The organism is Pseudomonas sp. NKUCC02_KPG (assembly GCF_019345465.1).
In the GTDB taxonomy this organism is placed as follows: Bacteria; Pseudomonadota; Gammaproteobacteria; order Pseudomonadales; family Pseudomonadaceae; genus Aquipseudomonas.
On record NZ_JAHKRC010000008.1, the window covers coordinates 88,678 to 108,812 of the forward strand.

Here is a 20,135-nt window from a genome sequence, read left to right on the forward strand (position 1 = left end):
GCGGGCTCTTGCATGGTTACCAGCACCGACGGTGCGCAAGACCTCCACCGAATTTCGAATTACGAGAAGTGAAACCACTACCATGATGCGCAGCCATTATTGCGGCCAACTGAACGAAAGCCTGGAAGGCCAGGAAATTACCCTTTGCGGATGGGTCCATCGTCGCCGTGACCACGGTGGGGTGATTTTCCTCGATATCCGTGATCGTGATGGTCTGGCCCAGGTGGTGTTTGACCCGGACCGCGCCGAGACCTTCGCTGCCGCCGATCGTGTGCGCAGTGAGTACGTGGTAAAGGTCACTGGCAAGGTGCGCCTGCGTCCTGCCGGTGCCGGCAACGCCAACATGGCGTCGGGCATGATCGAAGTATTGGGATACGAGCTGGAAGTTCTGAACGAAGCCGAAACCCCGCCGTTCCCGCTCAACGAATTCTCCGACGTTGGCGAAGAAACTCGTCTGCGTTATCGCTTCATCGACCTGCGTCGCCCTGAAATGCTCGAGAAGCTGCGTCTGCGCTCGCGCATGACCACCAGCATCCGTCGCTTCCTGGACGAGAACGGCTTCCTGGACGTCGAAACGCCAATTCTGACCCGTGCCACGCCAGAAGGCGCACGTGACTATCTGGTGCCAAGCCGTACTCACGCAGGTTCCTTCTTTGCCTTGCCGCAATCGCCACAGCTGTTCAAGCAGCTGTTGATGGTTGCCGGTTTTGACCGTTACTACCAGATCGCCAAGTGCTTCCGTGACGAAGACCTGCGTGCCGACCGTCAGCCTGAGTTCACTCAGATCGACATCGAGACCAGCTTCATGAACGAAGCCGAGATCATGGGCCTGACCGAAGAAATGATCCGCAACCTGTTCAAGGAAGTGCTGGGTCTGGAATTCGGTGAGTTCCCGCACATGACCTGGGAAGAGGCCATGCGCCGTTACGGCTCCGACAAACCTGACCTGCGTAACCCGCTGGAACTGGTTGATGTTGCCGATCAGCTCAAGGAAGTGGAATTCAAGGTGTTCAGCGGCCCGGCCAATGACCCGAAAAGTCGCGTTGCTGCCTTGCGCGTTCCTGGCGGCGCGAGCATGCCGCGTAGCAAGATCGACGAATACACCAAGTTTGTTGGCATCTACGGTGCACGTGGCCTGGCTTACATCAAGGTCAACGAGCGTGCCAAGGGTGTTGAGGGTCTGCAGTCGCCGATCGTCAAGAACATCCCTGAAGCCAACCTCAATGTGATCCTGGATCGCGTTGGCGCCGTTGATGGCGACATCGTGTTCTTCGGTGCCGACAAGGCCAAGATCGTTAGCGAAGCCCTGGGTGCGCTGCGTATCAAGGTCGGTAACGATCTGAACCTGCTGACGTGCGAGTGGGCACCGATGTGGGTTGTTGACTTCCCTATGTTCGAAGAGAACACAGACGGCAGCTTCAGCGCCCTGCATCACCCGTTCACGGCGCCTAAGTGCTCGCCTGAAGAGCTCGAGGCCAACCCGGCTACCGCGTTGTCCCGTGCCTATGACATGGTGTTGAACGGTACTGAGTTGGGTGGTGGTTCGATCCGTATCCACCGCAAGGAAATGCAACAAGCGGTCTTCCGCCTGTTGGGTATCAATGAAGCAGAACAGGAAGAGAAATTTGGCTTCCTGCTCGATGCTCTGAAATACGGCGCGCCGCCCCACGGTGGTTTGGCCTTCGGCCTGGACCGTCTGGTGATGCTGATGACCGGTGCTCAGTCGATTCGTGAAGTGATTGCCTTCCCGAAAACCCAGAGTGCCGCCTGTGTCATGACTCAGGCTCCTGGCGTCGTTGATAACAAGGCGTTGAGCGAGCTGCATATTCGTTTGCGCGAACAGCCAAAGGCTGAGTAAAGCTGGCCCTCAAAGGCGCATCTCCGGATGCGCCTTTGTCATTTGGGTCGAGAATTTTTATTGCCGGGCCAAGACCGGGCAATGTTTCATAAAGGATTCGGAGTGCGTTATGGCAGGTCATTCTAAGTGGGCGAATATCAAGCACCGCAAAGAGCGTCAGGATGCCAAAAAAGGCAAGATTTTCACCAAGTGGATACGTGAGCTAACCGTTGCTGCCCGTCAGGGTGGCGGTGATCCGGGCTCCAACCCGCGCCTGCGTCTGGCGCTGGACAAGGCACTTGGTGCGAACATGAGCCGCGACATCATTGATCGTGCGGTTGCCCGTGGTGCTGGCGCAGCTGATACCGACGATATGGTCGAGCTGAGCTACGAAGGCTACGGTCCTGGCGGCGTTGCAGTGATGGTCGAGTGCATGACCGACAACCGCAATCGCACCGCTGCAGCTGTAAGGCATGCGTTCAGCAAATGCGGCGGAAACCTGGGCACTGACGGTTCGGTTGCGTACTTGTTTGAGCGCAAGGGGCAGATTTCCTATGTGGCTGGCGTTGATGAAGATGCGCTGATGGAAGCGGCGATGGAGGCTGATGCTGACGACGTAGTCACCAACGAAGATGGCTCCATTGACGTGTTCACTTCGTTCTCAAGCTTTTACGCGGTTCGCAACGCTCTGGAAGCTGCAGGCTTTGCTCCGACTGACGCAGAGATCGTGATGCTACCCACCACCAGTGCCGAACTGGACCTGGAGGGTGCTGAAAAGGTGCTCAAGCTGATCGACATGCTTGAAGATCTGGATGATGTGCAGAACGTGTATTCCAATGCCGAGATCCCTGACGCTGTCCTGGAACAGCTTGCCTGACATACTGGCTGCGTCAATCAAGAGGCCGGAGGTGCTCCGTCGCGACGATAGCGGCGCTGGGCACCTCCGGCTTCTGCCTTTAAGCTGTCCGGGTATAGGCCGGTAGGCGTCACTTCATAAGCTGTAGGCGTTATGACTCTTATTCTTGGTATCGATCCTGGTTCGCGAATCACCGGTTATGGCGTAGTGCGAGACACTGGGCGTGGCTGTGTGTACGTGGCTTCAGGGTGCATTCGTACGGGTAGCGGCGAGCTGCATGAGCGGTTGCTGATTGTCTATCGTGGGGTGCGTGAAGTTATTCAGACGTATGGCCCCGTTACTATGGGCATCGAAAAGGTGTTCATGGCGCGCAATGCCGACTCGGCACTCAAGCTGGGTCAGGCCAGGGGTGCGGCGATTGTTGCCGGGGCCGAGGAAAGTCTGGAGATCGCCGAATATTCGGCAACTCAGGTCAAGCAGGCTGTGGCCGGTACTGGTGGTGCCAATAAGGAGCAAGTGATGATGATGGTCATGCACCTGCTCAAACTGACCACTAAGCCGCAAGTCGATGCATCCGATGCGCTGGCAATTGCCTTGTGTCATGCCCACACTCGCTCGAGTCTGTTGCCCCACGGTTTGGGTGCGGCGCGAAGCCGTGGTGGGCGTTTGCGGCTCTGAGACGTGATGTTTAACCTGATTATGCTTGCTGGCAGGGTGTCATCTGTAATGATGCGTCCCTGTCGTTCTACTTGTCAGCCATTGATCTGGCCAGAGAAAAGGATCTGAAACGTGATTGGACGCTTGCGCGGGACTCTGGCTGAAAAACAGCCGCCGCACCTGATTCTTGATGTAAATGGCCTGGGTTACGAGCTGGAAGTGCCCATGACCACGCTCTATCGGTTGCCGTCTATCGGCGAGCCTCTGACCCTGCATACCCATCTGGTAGTTCGCGAAGACGCCCAGTTGCTCTATGGTTTCATAGGCAAGCGCGAGCGCGATTTCTTTCGTGAGCTGATCCGGCTCAACGGTGTCGGTCCAAAGCTGGCCCTGGCTTTAATGTCCAGCCTTGAAGTCGATGAGCTTGTTCGTTGTGTGCAGGCTCAGGATACGTCCGCCTTGACCAAGGTCCCGGGTGTCGGGAAAAAGACAGCCGAGCGATTGCTGGTCGAATTGAAGGATCGCTTCAAGGCATGGGAGCAGGTGCCAAGCATGTTCGCCCTGGTGCCTAACCAGCCTGATGCCCCGATACAGGTGGCCAGTGCTGAAAGTGATGCGGTCAGTGCCTTGATTTCCCTGGGTTACAAGCCCCAGGAAGCGAGCAAGGCTGTTTCGGCAATCAAGGACAAAACGTTGAGCAGTGAAGATATGATTCGTCGCGCCCTTAAGGGGATGATTTAAGTGATTGAAGCTGATCGTTTGATAACGGCCTCAGGCGGACGAGACCGGGAAGAGGTTCAGGACCGGGCAATTCGTCCTTTGAGCCTGGCCGACTATATTGGTCAGCCAACCGTACGTGAGCAAATGGAGCTGTTTATCCAGGCTGCACGCGGGCGTTCGGAGTCGTTGGACCACACGCTGATTTTCGGGCCGCCGGGACTGGGCAAGACCACGCTGGCCAATATCATTGCCCAGGAAATGGGGGTGTCCATTAAAAGCACGTCAGGTCCTGTGTTGGAGCGCCCGGGCGATTTGGCGGCCTTGCTGACCAATCTTGAGCCCCATGACGTGCTGTTTATCGATGAAATCCATCGTCTGTCACCCATCGTCGAAGAAGTGCTCTACCCGGCAATGGAAGACTTTCAGCTCGATATCATGATTGGCGAAGGGCCAGCAGCGCGCTCCATCAAGCTAGACCTGCCGCCTTTTACCCTGGTGGGTGCGACGACTCGCGCCGGGATGCTGACCAACCCTTTGCGCGATCGTTTCGGGATTGTTCAGCGACTGGAGTTCTATAGTACTGACGACCTGGCGACGATTGTCAGTCGCTCCGCGGGGATTTTTGGTCTGCCACTCGATCCTGAGGGGGCTTACGAAATTGCCCGGCGGGCTCGCGGTACACCGCGGATTGCCAACCGTTTGTTGCGTCGTGTGCGAGATTTTGCCGAGGTACGGGCCAAAGGGCACATCACCAAGCCGGTGGCAGATCTGGCGTTGAACCTGTTGGACGTTGATGAGCATGGTTTTGATCATCAAGACCGACGTTTGCTGCTGACCATGATCGAGAAGTTCGATGGTGGGCCGGTAGGTGTAGACAGTCTGGCCGCTGCGATCAGCGAAGAGCGTCATACAATTGAAGATGTGCTGGAGCCGTATCTGATCCAGCAGGGCTACATCATGCGCACGCCGCGCGGGCGCGTTGTGACCCGTCATGCGTATCTGCACTTCGGTTTGAATATTCCGTCCCGTCTGGGTGACATGCCTGTGGTAGACGAATTTTTGAATGCCCTGGACGATTAATAAGCCCTTGGCGGCCGATTTTTTTAAGGTTTTTGCTGTCTCAAGGGCTGGCGTTGAAAATCTTGGGTCATAAAGCTCAAGAAGCGTAAAAAACAGTCGTCTGGCGGATTGGCAACCTGAGGAGTAAGCACTAGAGTATGCGCGCGCAAAACAGGCTAGAGCCATTCGCACATCGCTGTCGCGTTTATTACGAGGACACCGATGCGGGTGGCGTCGTGTATTACGTAAATTATCTAAAATTTATGGAGCGGGCTCGAACCGAAAGGCTACGGGAGATGGGCTTTGCCCAGTCCGAGCTTGTGGGTGAGAACCTGTTATTTGTCGTGCATTCCAGCGAGGCGCGTTACCACGCACCGGCGCGACTGGACGACGAACTGTTGGTAAGTGCGCAAGTAACAGAGCTCAACCGTGCCAGTCTGCGTTTCAAGCAACAGGTCTGGCGGGCTGCAGATGCAACGTTGCTCTGTGAAGGGCAATTTTTGGTGGCCTGTGTGCGCGCCGATAGTTTCAAACCCCGGGCCATTCCCGAAGCTTTACGTACGGCCTTTGCCGACGTGAGCGGCGCGGGTAAACATTTAGAGCAGGAGATAAAGCGTGGAAGCTAACGTCGTCGACCATTCCTCCATGTGGAGCTTGGTTAGCAATGCCAGCATTGTTGTGCAGTTGGTAATGTTGACCCTGCTGGCCGCATCGGTTACCTCGTGGGTCATGATTTTTCAGCGCAGCACAATGCTGCGCGCCGGTCGACGTGCCCTGGAAAGCTTTGAAGAGCGTTTCTGGTCGGGTATCGACCTGTCGAAGCTGTATCGTCAGGCAGGCAGCAATCCTGATCCGGACTCTGGCGTTGAACAAATCTTCCGTGCCGGTTTCAAAGAGTTCTCGCGTCTGCGTCAGCAGCCGGGCGTTGATCCTGAAGCGGTGATGGAAGGTGTTGCACGTGCCATGCGAGTCGCCATCTCCCGCGAAGAAGAAAAGCTTGAGCAAAGCTTGCCGTTCCTGGCCACTGTAGGTTCCGTGAGCCCGTATATCGGTCTGTTCGGTACCGTATGGGGCATCATGAACTCCTTCCGTGGCCTGGCAACTGCCCAGCAAGCAACACTGGCTACCGTAGCGCCAGGTATTGCCGAAGCATTGATTGCAACGGCCATCGGCTTGTTCGCTGCTATCCCGGCGGTTATCGCTTACAACCGTTTTGCAGCTCGCAGTGAAACCCTGATCAGCCGCTACTACACCTTCGCCGACGAATTCCAGGCGATCCTGCACCGCAAAGTGCACACCAGCGAAGAATAAGCAGGTAATTTCCAATGGCTTTAATCGCTCGAGCTCGCAAGAAGCGCAAGCCGGTTGCCGAGATGAACGTGGTGCCTTACATCGACGTGATGCTGGTACTGCTGGTTATCTTCATGGTGACCGCTCCGATGCTCAATCAGGGTGTGAAGGTTGATTTGCCCAAGGTCTCCAGCGAGGCTTTGCCGCAAGACAACAACACTCAGGTTCTGACTATTTCGATCAAGGCTGACAAGACCTATTTCTGGAATCTTGGCAGTGAAGTTGATACCGATAAGCAGATGGACAAGGCAATGACCTTGCCTCAGATGACTGACGCTGTGACTAAGATCATTCGCGCAGGCAATGAAGGCGGCAAACACACCCAGGTCTTCATTCGCGGTGACAAAACCGTTGATTACGGCGCGGTAATGGGTGCTATGGGTGGCCTTCAGAAGGCCGGGGTCGGTAACGTTGGCTTGATAACCGAGGCTCCCTGATGCGCGAACAGCGGGAGCCGTCCGCCTCTGAAAATTATTTTTGGCCTACAGTCTGGGCGATAGGGCTGCACGTTCTGATTTTTGGCATGCTGTTTGTCAGTTTTGCCATGACCCCGGATCTGCCGCCTTCAAAACCGATTGTTCAGGCAACCTTGTATCAACTGAAGTCAAAAAGTCAGGCGACCACTCAGACCAATCAAAAGATTGCGGGTGAGGCGAAGAAATCCGCCGCGCGTCAGACCGAAGTCGAGCAGATGGAACAGAAGAAGGTTGAGCAGGAAGCTGTAAAAGCCGCGGAACAAAAGAAAGAAGAGGCTGCCGAAAAAGCTGCAGAAGCCAAGAAAGCTGACGAAGCCAAGGCGAGCGAAGCTAAAAAGGCAGACGAGGCCAAGAAGGCTGATGAAGCCAAGAAAGCCGACGATGCTAAAAAGGCTACGGAAGCTAAGAAAGCCGAAGAGAAAAAACTGGCTGACATAGCCAAGAAAAAATCCGAGGAAGAGGCCAAGAAGGCCGCGGAAGAAGAGGCCAAGAAAAAGGCCGCTGAAGACGCCAAGAAAAAAGCGGCTGAAGATGCGAAGAAAAAGGCCGTAGCAGACGAGGCGAAGAAGAAAACCGCCGAAGATGCGAAGAAAAAGGCCGCTGCCGATGCAGCCAAGAAAAAGGCCGTAGAAGCAGCACGTAAATCGACCGAAGAGAAAAAGGCGCAAGCCTTGGCTGATTTGCTTTCCGACACGCCGCAACGCCAGCAAGCTCTGGCAGATGAGCAAGGTGATGAGGTCGCCGGCAGTTTCGATGACCTGATTCGTGCTCGTGCAGCAGAAGGGTGGGCTCGTCCGCCGTCGGCGCGCAAGAACATGACAGTGGTGCTGCAAATTGGCATGTTGCCAGATGGCACGGTGACGTCTGTGACGGTTGCCAAATCCAGTGGTGACGGGCCGTTCGATAGCTCGGCTGTGGCAGCGGTCAAGAACATTGGCCGTTTAACGGAAATGCAGGGTATGAAACCCAGCGATTTTAATCCTTATCGATCATTCAAGATGACATTCACACCTGAGGATCTAGCCTTGTGATTAAACTTTTTCGAGGACTGCTGGTCGTCGTCTGCTGCTTGGCAGGGATGGCTGTAGCAGATGAAAAGAACATTCTGGTCACCAGCGGTAGCGACCGGGCGACGCCTATTGCCGTAGTGCCTTTTGGCTGGCAGGGCGGCACCGTATTGCCAGATGACATGGCTGAAATCATCGGCAATGACCTGCGCAACTCGGGTTATTACGCGCCGATTCCAAAGCAGAACATGATCGGCTTGCCGACTCAGGCCAGCGAAGTCATTTTTCGCGACTGGAAAGCCCTGGGTGCCCAATACGTAATGGTCGGTAATATCGTGCCAGCGGGCGGTCGCCTGCAGGTGCAATATGCTTTGTTCAACGTTGCCACCGAGCAGCCAGTATTGACTGGCAGTGTGTCGGGAACGGCTGAACAATTGCGGGACATGGCGCATTACATCTCCGACCAGTCGTTTGAAAAGCTGACGGGCATCAAAGGTGCATTCTCAACTCGCCTGCTTTATGTAACAGCAGAACGTGCAAGTGCAACCAACACCCGTTACACCTTGCAGCGCTCGGACTACGATGGTGCCCGTGCCGTTACTTTGCTGCAGTCGCGCGAGCCGATCCTGTCGCCGCGTTTTGCACCGGATGGCAAGCGCATCGCTTATGTATCGTTCGAGCAGAAACGTCCTCGTATCTTTGTGCAGAACATTGATACTGGTCGTCGCGAGCAAATCACCAACTTTGAAGGTTTGAACGGTGCGCCTGCATGGTCGCCGGATGGCTCCAAGCTGGCGTTCGTATTGTCCAAAGACGGCAATGCCGAGATCTACGTGATGGATCTGGCTTCCCGTGGGTTGACTCGCGTCACCAACAACCCGGCAATCGATACCGAACCGTTCTGGGGTAAAGATGGTTCTACCATCTACTTCACCTCTGACCGTGGCGGCAAACCGCAGATTTACAAAACCAATGTAGGCAGCGGTAACGCAGAGCGCGTGACGTTTATCGGGAACTACAACGCCAGTCCCAAGCTTTCGGCTGACGAAAAGACCCTGGTAATGATCCATCGTCAGGACGGTTTCACCAATTTCCGTGTTGCGGCGCAAGATTTGCAACGTGGAAGCGTGAAAATCCTCACAGATACCAACCTTGATGAGTCTGCTACTGTTGCACCCAACGGCACCATGGTAATCTACGCCACCCGCCAGCAGGGCCGGGGAGTCTTGATGCTCGTGTCTATCAATGGACGCGTAAGGCTCCCTCTTCCTACCGCTCAAGGCGAAGTCAGAGAACCTTCCTGGTCCCCTTACCTGAACTGACGTGGTGCTGTACGTTTCACATAACACTTGGGGTTCATTAGGAGTTTTACGATGGAAATGCTGAAGTTTGGTAAATTTGCTGCGCTGGCACTGGCCATGGCTGTAGCTGTAGGTTGCTCGTCCAAAGGCGGCGACAATGCCGGTGAAGGCGCTGCTGTTGATCCAAACGCTGGTTACGGCGCAAACACTGGCGCTGTTGATGGTTCCCTGAGCGAAGAAGCTGCTCTGCGCGCTATCACTGTTTTCTACTTCGAATACGATTCTTCGGACCTGAAACCAGAAGCAATGCGCGCTCTGGACGTTCATGCTAAAGACCTGAAAGCTAACGGCGCTCGCGTTGTTCTGGAAGGTAACACTGACGCCCGTGGTACTCGTGAGTACAACATGGCACTGGGCGAGCGTCGTGCGAAAGCCGTTCAACGCTACCTGGTACTGCAAGGCGTTTCTCCAGCACAGCTGGAGCTGGTGTCCTACGGTAAAGAGCGTCCAATCGCTACTGGCAACGACGAACAGTCGTGGGCTCAAAACCGTCGCGTCGAACTGCGTAAGTAATTCGTCATGCGAACGTGCCGCCGTGCTGTAACTATTCTGACTCTCAGCCTCATGCCGCTAGCGGCATGGGCTGCGGTTCCTGTGGTCGATGACAACTCTGGCTATAACAATAGCGGGGGGAGTTATCCATCACCGGGTTATGGTGCGAGCGGCGCCTATGCCGGGGGAGGGGTTTCGGCCCCTGTCTCGGCACAGGGCGAGCTGTTCAACCAGTTGCAACAAATGCAGGAGCAGATTGCACGCCAACAAGGTGTGATTGAAGTTCTGCAAAATGATGTTTCGCGCATGAAACAAGAAAGCCTGGAGCGATATCAGGAACTTGATCGGCGCATTGGTGCTGGCATTGCTCCTGCTGCCACTCCTGATAATTCTTCTGCCGGTGGTGCTAACGCCGCCGGTAATACAGCAGCGCCTGCTACTCAGGCTGCTGCCAGTTCGGAACCAGGTGATCCTGCGAAAGAAAAGCTCTATTACGATGCTGCTTTCGACTTGATCAAAGCCAAGGATTTCGACAAGGCCAGCCAGGCATTTACGGCCTTTCTGCGCAAATACCCAAACAGCCAATATGCGGGCAATGCCCAATACTGGCTGGGTGAAGTGAACTTGGCCAAAGGCGATTTGCAGGCCGCTGGCCAGGCATTTGCCAAAGTCAGTCAGCTGTATCCCAAGCATGCGAAAGTACCGGATTCACTCTATAAGCTTGCTGATGTAGAGCGCCGCCTGGGTCACACAGACAAGGTTAAAGGCATCTTGCAGCAGGTAGTGGCCCAGTATCCGGGTACTTCGGCTGCTCAGCTGGCTCAGCGCGATTTGCAGCGCATGTAAGCATTAACCGGCTTAAATCGAGAAACCCGCGCCTATCGCGGGTTTTTTCGTTAGAATCCATGCCCTTTTATGAAATACGCTCCTCTTAATCCTGCGTGAGCAGATTCTTTGGAGTGCCTGACGGAGGCGGACAGCCTGTTTAGCTGTTACGCCCGTGGCGAATATGCAAGACACATTGAGAATTACCGAAGTTTTTTACTCGTTGCAGGGTGAAACGCGAACGGCTGGCCTGCCCACCGTTTTTGTACGCCTGACCGGTTGCCCTTTGCGCTGCGGTTACTGTGACAGCGCTTACGCCTTCAGTGGCGGGACTGTGCGCCCTCTGGACGACATCCTCCAGCAAGTTGCCGACTTTCGTCCGCGTTACGTATGTGTGACAGGTGGCGAGCCGCTGGCTCAGCCCAATGCCATTCCTCTGCTCAAGCAACTCTGTGATGCTGGCTACGAAGTCTCGATCGAGACCAGCGGTGCGCTGGACATCTCGGCAGTCGACCCGCGCGTTAGCCGCGTTCTTGACTTGAAAACGCCGGGCTCCAAAGAGTCCCATCGCAACCTCTACGAAAACATCGCTTTGTTGACGCCTAATGATCAGGTCAAGTTCGTGATCTGTTCGCGGGAAGACTACGACTGGGCGGTATCCAAGCTGATTGAGTATGGTCTGGATCGACGGGCGGGCGAAGTGCTGTTTTCGCCGAGTCACCATGACTTGCCGGCCCGTGATCTGGCTGACTGGATCGTGGCGGATAACCTGCCTGTACGTTTGCAAATGCAGCTGCACAAATATCTGTGGAATGACGAGCCGGGGCGCTGAAATGACCGAACAAACTGTTGTCACCGAAAAAAGAGCCGTGATCTTGCTGTCTGGCGGCCTCGACTCAGCAACGGTCGTGGCCATGGCTCGTGCTGAAGGCTATAGCTGCTACACCATGAGCTTTGATTACGGTCAGCGTCACCGTGCCGAACTCGATGCCGCAGCGCGTGTTGCACGGGATCTGGGGGCGGTTGAGCATAAAGTCATTGGCCTGAACCTGGACGGTATTGGCGGCTCGGCACTGACCGACACTTCGATTGACGTGCCAGAAGCTCCAAGTGAAGGCATTCCGGTTACCTACGTACCCGCACGCAACACGGTGTTCCTTTCTTTGGCGTTGGGTTGGGCTGAAGTGCTTCAGGCGCGAGATATCTTTATCGGCGTCAATGCTGTGGATTACTCCGGCTACCCGGATTGCCGCCCGGAGTTTGTTGAAGCATTTGAAGTCATGGCGAACCTGGCAACAAAGGCCGGTGTAGAGGGGCAGGGTTTTCGAATCCAGGCGCCTTTGCAAAACATGAGCAAGGCTCAAATTGTGCAAGCGGGTACAAAGCTGGGTGTGGATTACGCGTTGACAGTTTCTTGCTACCAGGCGGACGCCCAAGGCCAAGCTTGTGGCAAGTGTGATAGCTGCCGCCTGCGTGCGGAAGGCTTCGCAGCAGCCGGAATTATTGACCCAACCCGTTATTTTTGAATTATTTCGAATTTATTTCGAACAAGGTGTTGAATTCTCGTTAGAAATCAGTATTATACGTCCCACAACGAAGCGGGTCGTTAGCTCAGTTGGTAGAGCAGTTGGCTTTTAACCAATTGGTCGTAGGTTCGAATCCCACACGACCCACCATATGCAACACCAAAACAGCCGGTCTAATCCTCAGGATTAACCGGCTTTTTTGTGTCCGGGATTTGGTAAGGCAAGAAAATGCGTATTCCTCCAGGCAGGGGCGGGCGTGATAACGCGACAGTTGTGAGGGGGTAATCACTTGCGGCTCTGTCGCCAGTGGCTTGCTCAGTGACTGAAACCTGAGGTTGATCATCACGATACGGTCCTCGATCATGATCGCCTGTTCCTCGTCCACTGCATCCGGTGGGCTTATCAGGCTTGGCCGACCGCGTCAGAGGTGCATCGAGTGAATCCTTGTTGGCGGTGGTTCTCAGGCTGTTGGTGGGCATGGAGAGGCTGACGAGCAGCATGGTGCGGGTTTGGTGTAGGAGGTCTTGGACGGCCTTGCGTGAGTGCGAGCTCGGTATCGATGCTTGTTCTGAGGCTTGGCACTCGTGTGCATGACACCCCAAAGGCAAAGCGACCAGTTTTATGGTCGCTTCATGGCGGGCAACTGGACGCAACTCATGCTCAAGGGGTTCAAGCCGGTTGGCCCGCAATCAACCTGTGTTGGCGGACCTTTTTTATGGAGGGCAACTACCAGATCCCCAAAACGGCCCGGACGAGTCGCTATCCAGTGCCAGTTCAATCGAGGATGAGAAAGATTTAAATCTTTTCAATGACTCCATTGAACAACCCTTTCAGCTGCTCATTGTCAGCATCTACTAGATGGTTGTCATCGTAGTACAGAGGTACACCGTCCCTTGAACCCATGCATTGTCCGTTTGGGCAAAGGTATGGGGTTGGGTCAATAACCTTGGCATTGCACTGCTTTGCCGCGACTTCAATGGCGTGGTTGGCTATACGATTACGTTGCTCGTAGTCCTGCAGTGAAACAGTGATGTCCGATGAGGACTGGAAAATGCGTTTGTGCAGGTTCAAGCCTTTGTAGATATTGAACGGCATTTCCGGGATCGGTTTGACGATATACACAGGACGATTTTCTGCGATAGCACACACAACCTTGGTGTACTCGGCGGCGTATGCATCGGCAAATGACTGACCCGTCAGGTGCTCCTGGCCCGGGAAGTACACGCGGTAACTATTGCCTCTGCTTGTATCGGTGTACATGGCCGCTCTACTGAACAGAACGACGGGTACACCCTGGTGTGAGTTTTTCAGTGCCAGAAGCTTTTCGCTGTTGAATCCGTGGCATTTGCTCTCCAGATCTTTGTCATGCATTGCAAAGTTCTGCAGGGTTGGGCAGCCCCCGCGGGCCCAGGATAAGGCTGCCTGGCCATTTTCAACCTGGACAGCCGCAGCAGTCGATTGGGCGTGACTGTCACCGAATAAAATGACAGACACGTCGCCTGAGCCCAGTTTGCATTCGGCAGCATTATAGGGATTGGAGATGCACTCTTGTGTGTAGAGGCTGCTGGTGTATTCGGGTTGGCCGAGGTCTACATAAGCAAACCGAATGCCAGGATGGTCCTTGGCGACGGAGGAGATGATGGCCGCGAAGCCGACCATCAACACGACAAAGGATGCATATTTGAAGATCGTCCGGGGTGCCGTGATGATTTTTCTTGTCTTCGATTCAATCAGGTAGAACGAAAGGGCTCCGAGCACGAAAGACATCACGATCGCCGCCAGTACATGCGGCCAGCTGTTTAGCAGCCCGCATGTAAAGAGGAACACGACTAGCGGCCAGTGCCATAGATACACGGAGTACGAGATGGTTCCAGAGAACTGCAAGGCGCGGCTATTACTGAAGGCCGACTGAGTATTTGCGATGATTACCAGCGCGGTGCCTAGTACGGGCAACAGGGCCAGGTATCCCGGCCAGAGGTCCTGCTCGGAAAAACAGAAAATACTTAGCAGGATTGCGCCTAGCCCGAGCCCTTCAAGTGTGTAGCTGATTCGTTTACTCAGTTGCAGCGGGAACAGGAATACCAGCCCGCCGACGATCAGTTCCCAGGCGCGGGTAGGCAGCATGTAGAACGCAAAAACCGGATTGGTATTGGTCAGATAGACCGATGCGCCCAGCGACCCTAGCGCGAGCAATACAAGCGCCGTTTTGGTCTTGTGTATGCCCAGGAACTTGTAGAGTGCCATCAGCAGCACGGGGTAGAGCATGTAGAACTGCCACTCGACCGACAACGACCAAGTGTGCAACAGCCAGTTCTCGTGCAGCGGTGCGTCGAAATAGCCTCCGCTTTTGGCGAACATGAAGTTGGAGCTGAAGAGCAGGCTGCTTTTGATTGCTCTGATCAGTTCCCGGTAGTCATCAAGGGGGAAATAGATAAAACCGAAGATCAGCAGCGCCGCACACAGTGTCAGCAGCGCCGGGACAATTCGCCGTGCTCTGGATGCGTAAAACGCTAATAGAGAGAAATTTTGCTTCTGGAGCCCGCTGACGATGATCCCTGTCATCAAGAAGCCGGATATAACGAAGAAAATATCGACCCCTGAAAACCCGCCGTCGAATCCTCCAATCTTGAAGTGAAACAGCACGACGGAAATAACCGCAAGTGCTCGAAGCGAGTTTATGTTTTTTCGGAAGTGCATTTGTGTGTCCATGATCACAGTTTTAATAATATGGCATTATAGTGGCCATCATAGCATGTTAGAGCCCAAAAGCGCTGTATTCCAAACTACGAGAGATATCACATGTCGAGCTTTTCCGCTCGCTAGTATCCGGAGTAGTGATTACTTAAAGAAAGATTTGTAGTGATTTTTTTAGCTGTGCAGGGTGTGCTGAAGTGGTTTGAGTGCTTGTGATAGACCGGGTGCACGCGCTTTATTTGGTGGGTTCATCTCTGTGGTGAATGCTTGTAAGTTGACAAGAATTTAAGTGGTATATAAGAAATATAATGCGCTATTCGGAGGGTGGTAGTTGAAAGTTTATCTTCGTATGAGTGTGACTTCATAAGTAATGACTCCCCGTCAGGTGCCCGTGGCGGCGCATATTTTCTGTTGAGTTGAACGTGTGGCCGCGGAACTTGTACTTAAGCAAGGTAGCTAGGCAGGGTAAATGTGAAGTAGGAATTGATTCACCTGAAATTAGGAAAGTTCCCGCGATCGCAGCCAGAGCCGTGGTCTTTTGACAGTAGTTTAATAGCAGCCTCACTACTGAGGGGTATGTCATGGCTAAGGATTTGATGGTTTCGTTTCGTGACGAGGTGCTTCGCAAAGGACTTGAGTCCACTTTGCCCTGCAACTTGAATGACAAGTGGCTGGAGCTGTTGGCTGCGCAGTTGGAGGCGTACTTTGAGCGCGATGTCGAGGAGGCACTGTCTCTCCCGTTCGCCGCTGTGCTGCATATCTTGTGCTCCAAGAGTGGAGGCGAGGCCATCACGGTCTCACAAGACAAGCTGTTCGATCACCTCTGTGATTACCGTATTGAGTTAGGGCTTGAAGAGATAAGGCGAAAGACAGATTCAGCTAATGAGCCAGCCAGTTTGCAGACGATTTTTACCAACCGCGCTGTCACGTTTCGTGGCGCAGAAGATTAATCGGCCACCATCGATTGCGGTGAGCCGATGCTTGATTTGCTGGTCCCTGTAGACGCTGTCACCGGGCCGGTGACATGAGCGTCAACTCGGGCCTGGATATCCTCGGCACTTATCTGTGACGAAGATTGAGAGTGCTCACCTGCGACAAACCCCGGGCTCCTCCCGTCAGAAAACCCTGACAGAAATATTGACCAGACACGTCCTACAGCGTTAACTGTATATTCATACAGTTAATTAAAGGCGTGCGTCATGAGCTTTACACTCTTGGGCCTTCAGGCTGAAGGCGGCGTCCGTTTACCCCTTCACGCGTTCAAGATGTCTGCAGTTTTCCCGTTACCGGCTGCTGACGCTTGCTCGAACGGGGGGGTGGTTACTCACAGCGTGCGCCGCCATGGTCACTAAGCCCAGGCCGGTTTTTGCATTGATTGACTGCAACAGCTTTTATGCCAGTTGCGAGCGGGTATTCCGACCGGACCTGGCGAAAGTTCCCATTGTGGTGCTGAGCAACAATGATGGCTGCGTCATCGCTCGCAGTTACGAGGCCAAGCCCTTTGTGAAAATGGGTGAGCCTTATTTCCAGATCAAGCAGCGCCTCCAGCAGGAGGGGATCGTTGCGTTCTCATCGAACTATGCGCTGTACGGTGACATGAGCGAGCGGGTCATGAGCCTGATCGAATCCATAGTGCCGGCAGTGGAGGTCTACAGCATTGATGAGTCGTTTGCTGACCTGACCGGTATCGCAGACGTCATCGCCCTGGGCAGGCAGTTGCGAGCCAGAATCCTCAAGTGCACCGGCATACCCGTGGGTGTTGGTATTGGCCACACCAAAACCCTGGCCAAGCTCGCCAACCATACGGCCAAACGCCTCCAGACACGCACCGGTGGTGTTGTGAATCTGTGCGGTGATCTTGAACGCGACTGGGTGCTGCGTAATACGGCCGTGTCTGAAGTGTGGGGGGTAGGGCGCCGCATGACCGCTCACCTTGAAAGCATGGGCATCAAGACTGCGATGGACCTGGCCAAGGCTGACCCCTGGTCACTTCGTAAAAAGTTCAGCGTTGTGATCGAGAAAACGGCACGTGAGCTGTCGGGCACCTCATGCCTGGAGTTGGACGAGCCTGATCCACCGAAGCAGGAGATCTGTTGCAGTCGAATGTTTGGCAAACGGCTGACCGAGCTGGCACCGATCAAAGAGGCCGTGGCCACGTACATGATGCGTGCCTCGGAAAAACTGCGAGCGCAAAAATCTTACTGCAAGAAAGTCCGGGTCAGCATCCGCACAGGCATGTTTAACCCGGATGAAGCGAAATACGCGAAAGGCGTCGTCGTGACCCTGCCATACCCGACGGATGATGTGCGGCTGCTGACCAAGGCGGCCGTTGATGCGTTGGAGCATGTTTTTCAGCCCGGCTTCAAGTACAGCAAGGCCGAGGTGCTGCTGCTGGATCTTCGCCAGCCCGGGGAGTTTTCCGATGATCTGTTTGCGATGAATCAGCCCGCAGAAGCATCCAGGGTGATGGCGGTTCTGGATCAGATCAACGGGCGTTGGGGCAGGGGGACGTTACGTGCCGCCAGTGTGCCGAGCAAGCCGGATTGGAGCATGCGTCGGGAGATGATGAGCCAAAGCTTTACGACGAGGCTGGATCAGTTGTGGCGGGTTTCGTGTTAATGGGTGAAAAACTGTCGTGGCCTGCTGGTCCGGGTGGTAACAGTTCAGTGTTCGCCTCATACAAGTTTTAAGTCGATTTGAGGCTGTAAAATGGCCCCCCGGCCGATGTCTGCGCAGCCTGCGAGCAAATCAGACTCAGCCTGCAAACAATCAGGATTGAATCCTGGCTCTCTTTTACTCCAGCCAGGAGTGAGAAAGGAGGGCAAACCGCTGATTCACCCAGTCAACAAAAGCGTGAACCTGCGGAGCGAGGTGGGATCTGCTCGGATACAGCACGGATACCGGGCGTGGGCGTGGCCGATATTTTTCGAGCACTTGCACCAAAGATCCCTTCGGCGACCAAATCGACTGTTCGGTCGGTCACGCCTAAAGTCATTTCGATTCAACTGGCCAACGAAAACGAGATCAGTCCCGTAATCGATAAGGTCTATTCGTTTGAAGAAGCGCGACAAGCCTACGAGCACTTGGCGAGGGGCGCCTTCGGAAAGGTCGTGATCAAGATTTCCTGATTGTACGGTCGGGTGAGAGGTTGAGTTTCAGGTCATCCGGCCTTGCCGCCCTGTGTGCGAAAGCACGCGGGGCGTTTTAGCAGGTCACGCCATAAGTTGTTGTTTACGGAAGAAAAGCTGTAGGAGATTTCGTATGAATTAGAAGGTTTGGTCTTGATTGGTTCGGTATCGCTTACCTGATTTGCGTAGGGGGGTGTTCAGTGCCAGTTTTAGAGGCCGCCACCGTACTTGTTATGTGCTACTCGACAAGTACGCAATGGCAACAAACCGGTCTCCATAAGTTCAGAGGATAAAGATGAGTACTATCACGTGCCCCAGTTGCGGGAATGAGGCCAGTGCGTTCGGCACGGTTACGAATTGCTGGTGTGACAAAATGTATTGTGACCATACCAGCGGCATGTTTGCTTCTTACAGTTGTACCTGTGGTTCGAGGGGGGTAACCCCAGAGGCGAAACAACATCAGGAACACCAGGAAGCCAAATTCCTGAACGAAATGGCCCGTGATGTTTCGGCCCTGCTCATGACGCTGCCGAGCATAATCACGGAGACATTTTCGGTTCAGAGTGCCATCGCCAACTACGAAGATGTGCAAGTGGTTTTCACCAATGGGCGTAGTGCAGCGATCACTGTGACCTGCGTGTACTCGACCCCTAAGGAGTTCCAGGTAGCCAGCAATGATCAGATCGTTGTGGCGAAAGGAGGACGGGAGCTCAAGGCGGCGCTGGCAAGCATTGCCAATGCTTGATCTTTCCAGTTGAACCTTCACCGGCTACCCGCTCAGCCTGTCTGTAGGGCAGGCTGAGCGGGTAGCCGGGTACTCAGCCCTTGGCTACACCCACCCGCCACTGCGAGGGCGGTACCAGGCCGTTGACCAGGTAGTTGCCCACGATGCGCGACTTGTACACGCGGGGGTTGTGGTTGGCCAGGGTGCGTGCGTTGCGCCAGAGTCGATCCAGCGCCTTGTTGCTGGCGGTAGCGCTGGCACCCAGGGCATCGAACAACGCTGTGGTCGCTGCGAGCGTGGCATCCACCACGGGATTGACTGCCAGGCACACTTCAAGCTCGGCCAGTGCGACCTGCGGGTCGTCGTGGGCCAACGGCTGGTCACTGGCTATCGTGTACTGCGCGGTTTGCTCCAGACGCTGCGCAGCCTGCCGGGTAATGGCATGTGCCGCGTAGGCCTGGCTTGCCACTTCGCCGATCACTTGCAGCAGTTGCACATCTTGCGCGGCGACATCGGCATTGCCGGTGGAAAAGGTTCTGGATCGTTTGCTCAGCTCATCGGCGCCACTCAAGGTTGCGCGGCGGGCGATGCCGGCGAGGGTGCTCAGGTGATAAATCTGAAAGAACGATTGCCCATAGGCAAAACGCTGGTCAGTGGGGCGCGGTTCATCATCCAGTCGCACGTTATCAAAGATGCAGGTGCCGCTGGCCGTCAGGCGTTGGCCAAAACCGTTCCAGTCGTCAATGACCTGTACTCCCGGCGCTTTAAGGTTGACCACTACGCTGTACAGCGTCCCGTCGTCACCGGTGCCGATCGTGTTGATCAGGTCGCTGTAAAGCGCCCCGGTGGTGTAGAACTTTTTCCCGCTGATACGCAGCGAGCCGTCGTCAGAGCGATGGATGCGTGTTTCAAACTCGCCACGGGTCTGTGTGCCCACTTCGGTACTGCCTGGCGAGAGCAGCGCGCCTTGGCTGAGCGTGTCGAGCCACTTTGCCTGCCACTCGGGACTCTTTGAAACCAGCACTTCCTCGCAAAAACCAAAATGCCCGCGCAGGGCCTGGGTGATGTTCGAGTCTGCTGCAGACAGTTCGGTCAACAGGGTGAGCAGCTCAACCAGCGTGGCGTCCTGCCCGCCATAAGTGGCGGGCAAGCGCCAGCGCGGCAAGCCCAGTGCATTCAATTGCTGGATCACAGTGGCAAGGCTGCTGCGTGACCCGTCAGCCTCTGCGGCTTGCGCACTGATGTGTTCAAACAGCGGGCGAAAGGGGGCTGCCAATTGTTCGTAACGATCGGTCGGGGCGGTGCCCCATAGGTTCAATTCAGGATTAGGCATGCAATCTGACCTTGCCGGGCCTGCGCTCAAAGGCGCGCTGGCGCTGGAATGAGTGAAGTAAATGCGATTGGGCCCAGTGGTCTGGTGAGG

19 protein-coding genes, 1 tRNA gene and 2 pseudogenes are annotated in these 20,135 nt (G+C 54.9%); 19 read left to right on the top strand and 3 right to left on the bottom strand.

Translation table 11 applies throughout. The features are described from left to right. Positions 1-82: 82 nt before the first annotated feature. The 15 genes from aspS (at position 83) to KO536_RS13000 (ending at position 12,316) form a co-directional block, all read left to right on the top strand. Positions 83-1,858 (top strand): aspartate--tRNA ligase, encoded by a 1,776-nt coding sequence (aspS, locus tag KO536_RS12930; protein ID WP_019823262.1) that lies wholly within the window; start codon positions 83-85, stop codon positions 1,856-1,858. 109 nt (positions 1,859-1,967) lie between these two features. Then, positions 1,968-2,714 (top strand): YebC/PmpR family DNA-binding transcriptional regulator, encoded by a 747-nt coding sequence (locus tag KO536_RS12935; protein WP_019823260.1) that lies wholly within the window; start codon positions 1,968-1,970, stop codon positions 2,712-2,714. Positions 2,715-2,846: 132 nt separating this feature from the next. Beyond that, on the top strand, positions 2,847-3,371 hold the full coding sequence (ruvC, locus tag KO536_RS12940; RefSeq protein WP_133077396.1) for a crossover junction endodeoxyribonuclease RuvC: 525 nt from the start codon (positions 2,847-2,849) through the stop codon (positions 3,369-3,371). Between the two features lie 111 nt (positions 3,372-3,482). Next, complete coding sequence (gene ruvA / locus KO536_RS12945) at positions 3,483-4,091, top strand: Holliday junction branch migration protein RuvA (protein ID WP_133077397.1); 609 nt, start codon at positions 3,483-3,485, stop codon at positions 4,089-4,091. Continuing rightward, positions 4,092-5,150 carry a Holliday junction branch migration DNA helicase RuvB gene (ruvB, locus tag KO536_RS12950; protein ID WP_019823257.1) on the top strand — a complete coding sequence of 353 codons (1,059 nt, stop codon included), beginning with the start codon at positions 4,092-4,094 and terminating at the stop codon, positions 5,148-5,150. A 137-nt stretch (positions 5,151-5,287) separates the two neighbouring features. Next, a complete protein-coding gene (gene ybgC, locus KO536_RS12955; RefSeq protein ID WP_133077398.1) occupies positions 5,288-5,755 on the top strand; it encodes a tol-pal system-associated acyl-CoA thioesterase in 468 nt (155 codons plus the stop codon). Continuing rightward, positions 5,745-6,440 carry a protein TolQ gene (gene tolQ / locus KO536_RS12960; protein WP_016782231.1) on the top strand — a complete coding sequence of 232 codons (696 nt, stop codon included), beginning with the start codon at positions 5,745-5,747 and terminating at the stop codon, positions 6,438-6,440. The genes ybgC and tolQ overlap by 11 nt, the downstream gene beginning before the upstream one ends. 23 nt (positions 6,441-6,463) lie before the next feature. After that, positions 6,464-6,916 carry a protein TolR gene (gene tolR, locus KO536_RS12965; protein WP_162200692.1) on the top strand — a complete coding sequence of 151 codons (453 nt, stop codon included), beginning with the start codon at positions 6,464-6,466 and terminating at the stop codon, positions 6,914-6,916. Continuing rightward, positions 6,916-7,986, top strand: coding sequence for a cell envelope integrity protein TolA (gene tolA, locus KO536_RS12970; protein ID WP_219262067.1), 1,071 nt, complete (start codon positions 6,916-6,918; stop codon positions 7,984-7,986). Before tolR ends, tolA begins: the two co-directional genes overlap by 1 nt. Before the next feature lie 47 nt (positions 7,987-8,033). After that, entirely contained in the window at positions 8,034-9,284 is a 1,251-nt protein-coding gene (gene tolB / locus KO536_RS12975; RefSeq protein WP_016782234.1) for a Tol-Pal system beta propeller repeat protein TolB, read from the top strand. 51 nt (positions 9,285-9,335) lie between these two features. Further along, positions 9,336-9,836, top strand: a complete 501-nt coding sequence (gene pal / locus KO536_RS12980; RefSeq protein ID WP_003441254.1) for a peptidoglycan-associated lipoprotein Pal — start codon at positions 9,336-9,338, stop codon at positions 9,834-9,836. A 6-nt stretch (positions 9,837-9,842) separates the two neighbouring features. Further along, a complete protein-coding gene (gene ybgF / locus KO536_RS12985) occupies positions 9,843-10,661 on the top strand; it encodes a tol-pal system protein YbgF (protein WP_133077400.1) in 819 nt (272 codons plus the stop codon). A 163-nt stretch (positions 10,662-10,824) separates the two neighbouring features. Further along, positions 10,825-11,472, top strand: coding sequence for a 7-carboxy-7-deazaguanine synthase QueE (gene queE, locus KO536_RS12990; protein WP_133077401.1), 648 nt, complete (start codon positions 10,825-10,827; stop codon positions 11,470-11,472). Position 11,473: 1 nt separating this feature from the next. Then, on the top strand, positions 11,474-12,166 hold the full coding sequence (queC, locus tag KO536_RS12995; RefSeq protein ID WP_133077402.1) for a 7-cyano-7-deazaguanine synthase QueC: 693 nt from the start codon (positions 11,474-11,476) through the stop codon (positions 12,164-12,166). Positions 12,167-12,240: 74 nt separating this feature from the next. Beyond that, positions 12,241-12,316, top strand: a tRNA-Lys gene (locus KO536_RS13000). Between the two features lie 645 nt (positions 12,317-12,961). On the opposite strand, the gene KO536_RS13005 is transcribed toward KO536_RS13000, so the two are convergent. Continuing rightward, on the bottom strand, positions 12,962-14,863 hold the full coding sequence (locus KO536_RS13005) for an acyltransferase family protein (protein ID WP_219262068.1): 1,902 nt from the start codon (positions 14,861-14,863) through the stop codon (positions 12,962-12,964). A 578-nt stretch (positions 14,864-15,441) separates the two neighbouring features. Between KO536_RS13005 and KO536_RS13010 the strand changes: the two genes are divergently transcribed. Next, entirely contained in the window at positions 15,442-15,810 is a 369-nt protein-coding gene (locus KO536_RS13010) for a hypothetical protein (protein WP_219262069.1), read from the top strand. 391 nt (positions 15,811-16,201) lie between these two features. Further along, positions 16,202-17,479: a translesion error-prone DNA polymerase V subunit UmuC gene (gene umuC, locus KO536_RS13015; protein ID WP_219262070.1), complete on the top strand. Its 1,278-nt coding sequence runs from the start codon at positions 16,202-16,204 to the stop codon at positions 17,477-17,479. A 174-nt stretch (positions 17,480-17,653) separates the two neighbouring features. Here umuC and KO536_RS13020 read toward each other — a convergent pair. Then, positions 17,654-17,809: pseudogene (locus tag KO536_RS13020) on the bottom strand (LysR family transcriptional regulator); the annotation flags it as partial. A 62-nt stretch (positions 17,810-17,871) separates the two neighbouring features. Between KO536_RS13020 and KO536_RS24325 the strand changes: the two are divergent. After that, a pseudogene (locus KO536_RS24325) lies at positions 17,872-17,988 on the top strand (zinc-binding dehydrogenase); the annotation flags it as partial. Between the two features lie 295 nt (positions 17,989-18,283). Continuing rightward, positions 18,284-18,733 carry a hypothetical protein gene (locus KO536_RS13030; protein ID WP_219262071.1) on the top strand — a complete coding sequence of 150 codons (450 nt, stop codon included), beginning with the start codon at positions 18,284-18,286 and terminating at the stop codon, positions 18,731-18,733. A gap of 73 nt (positions 18,734-18,806) precedes the next feature. Here KO536_RS13030 and KO536_RS13035 read toward each other — a convergent pair whose 3' ends face one another. Then, on the bottom strand, positions 18,807-20,045 hold the full coding sequence (locus KO536_RS13035) for an acyl-CoA dehydrogenase family protein (protein WP_133077987.1): 1,239 nt from the start codon (positions 20,043-20,045) through the stop codon (positions 18,807-18,809). Positions 20,046-20,135 lie beyond the last annotated feature (90 nt).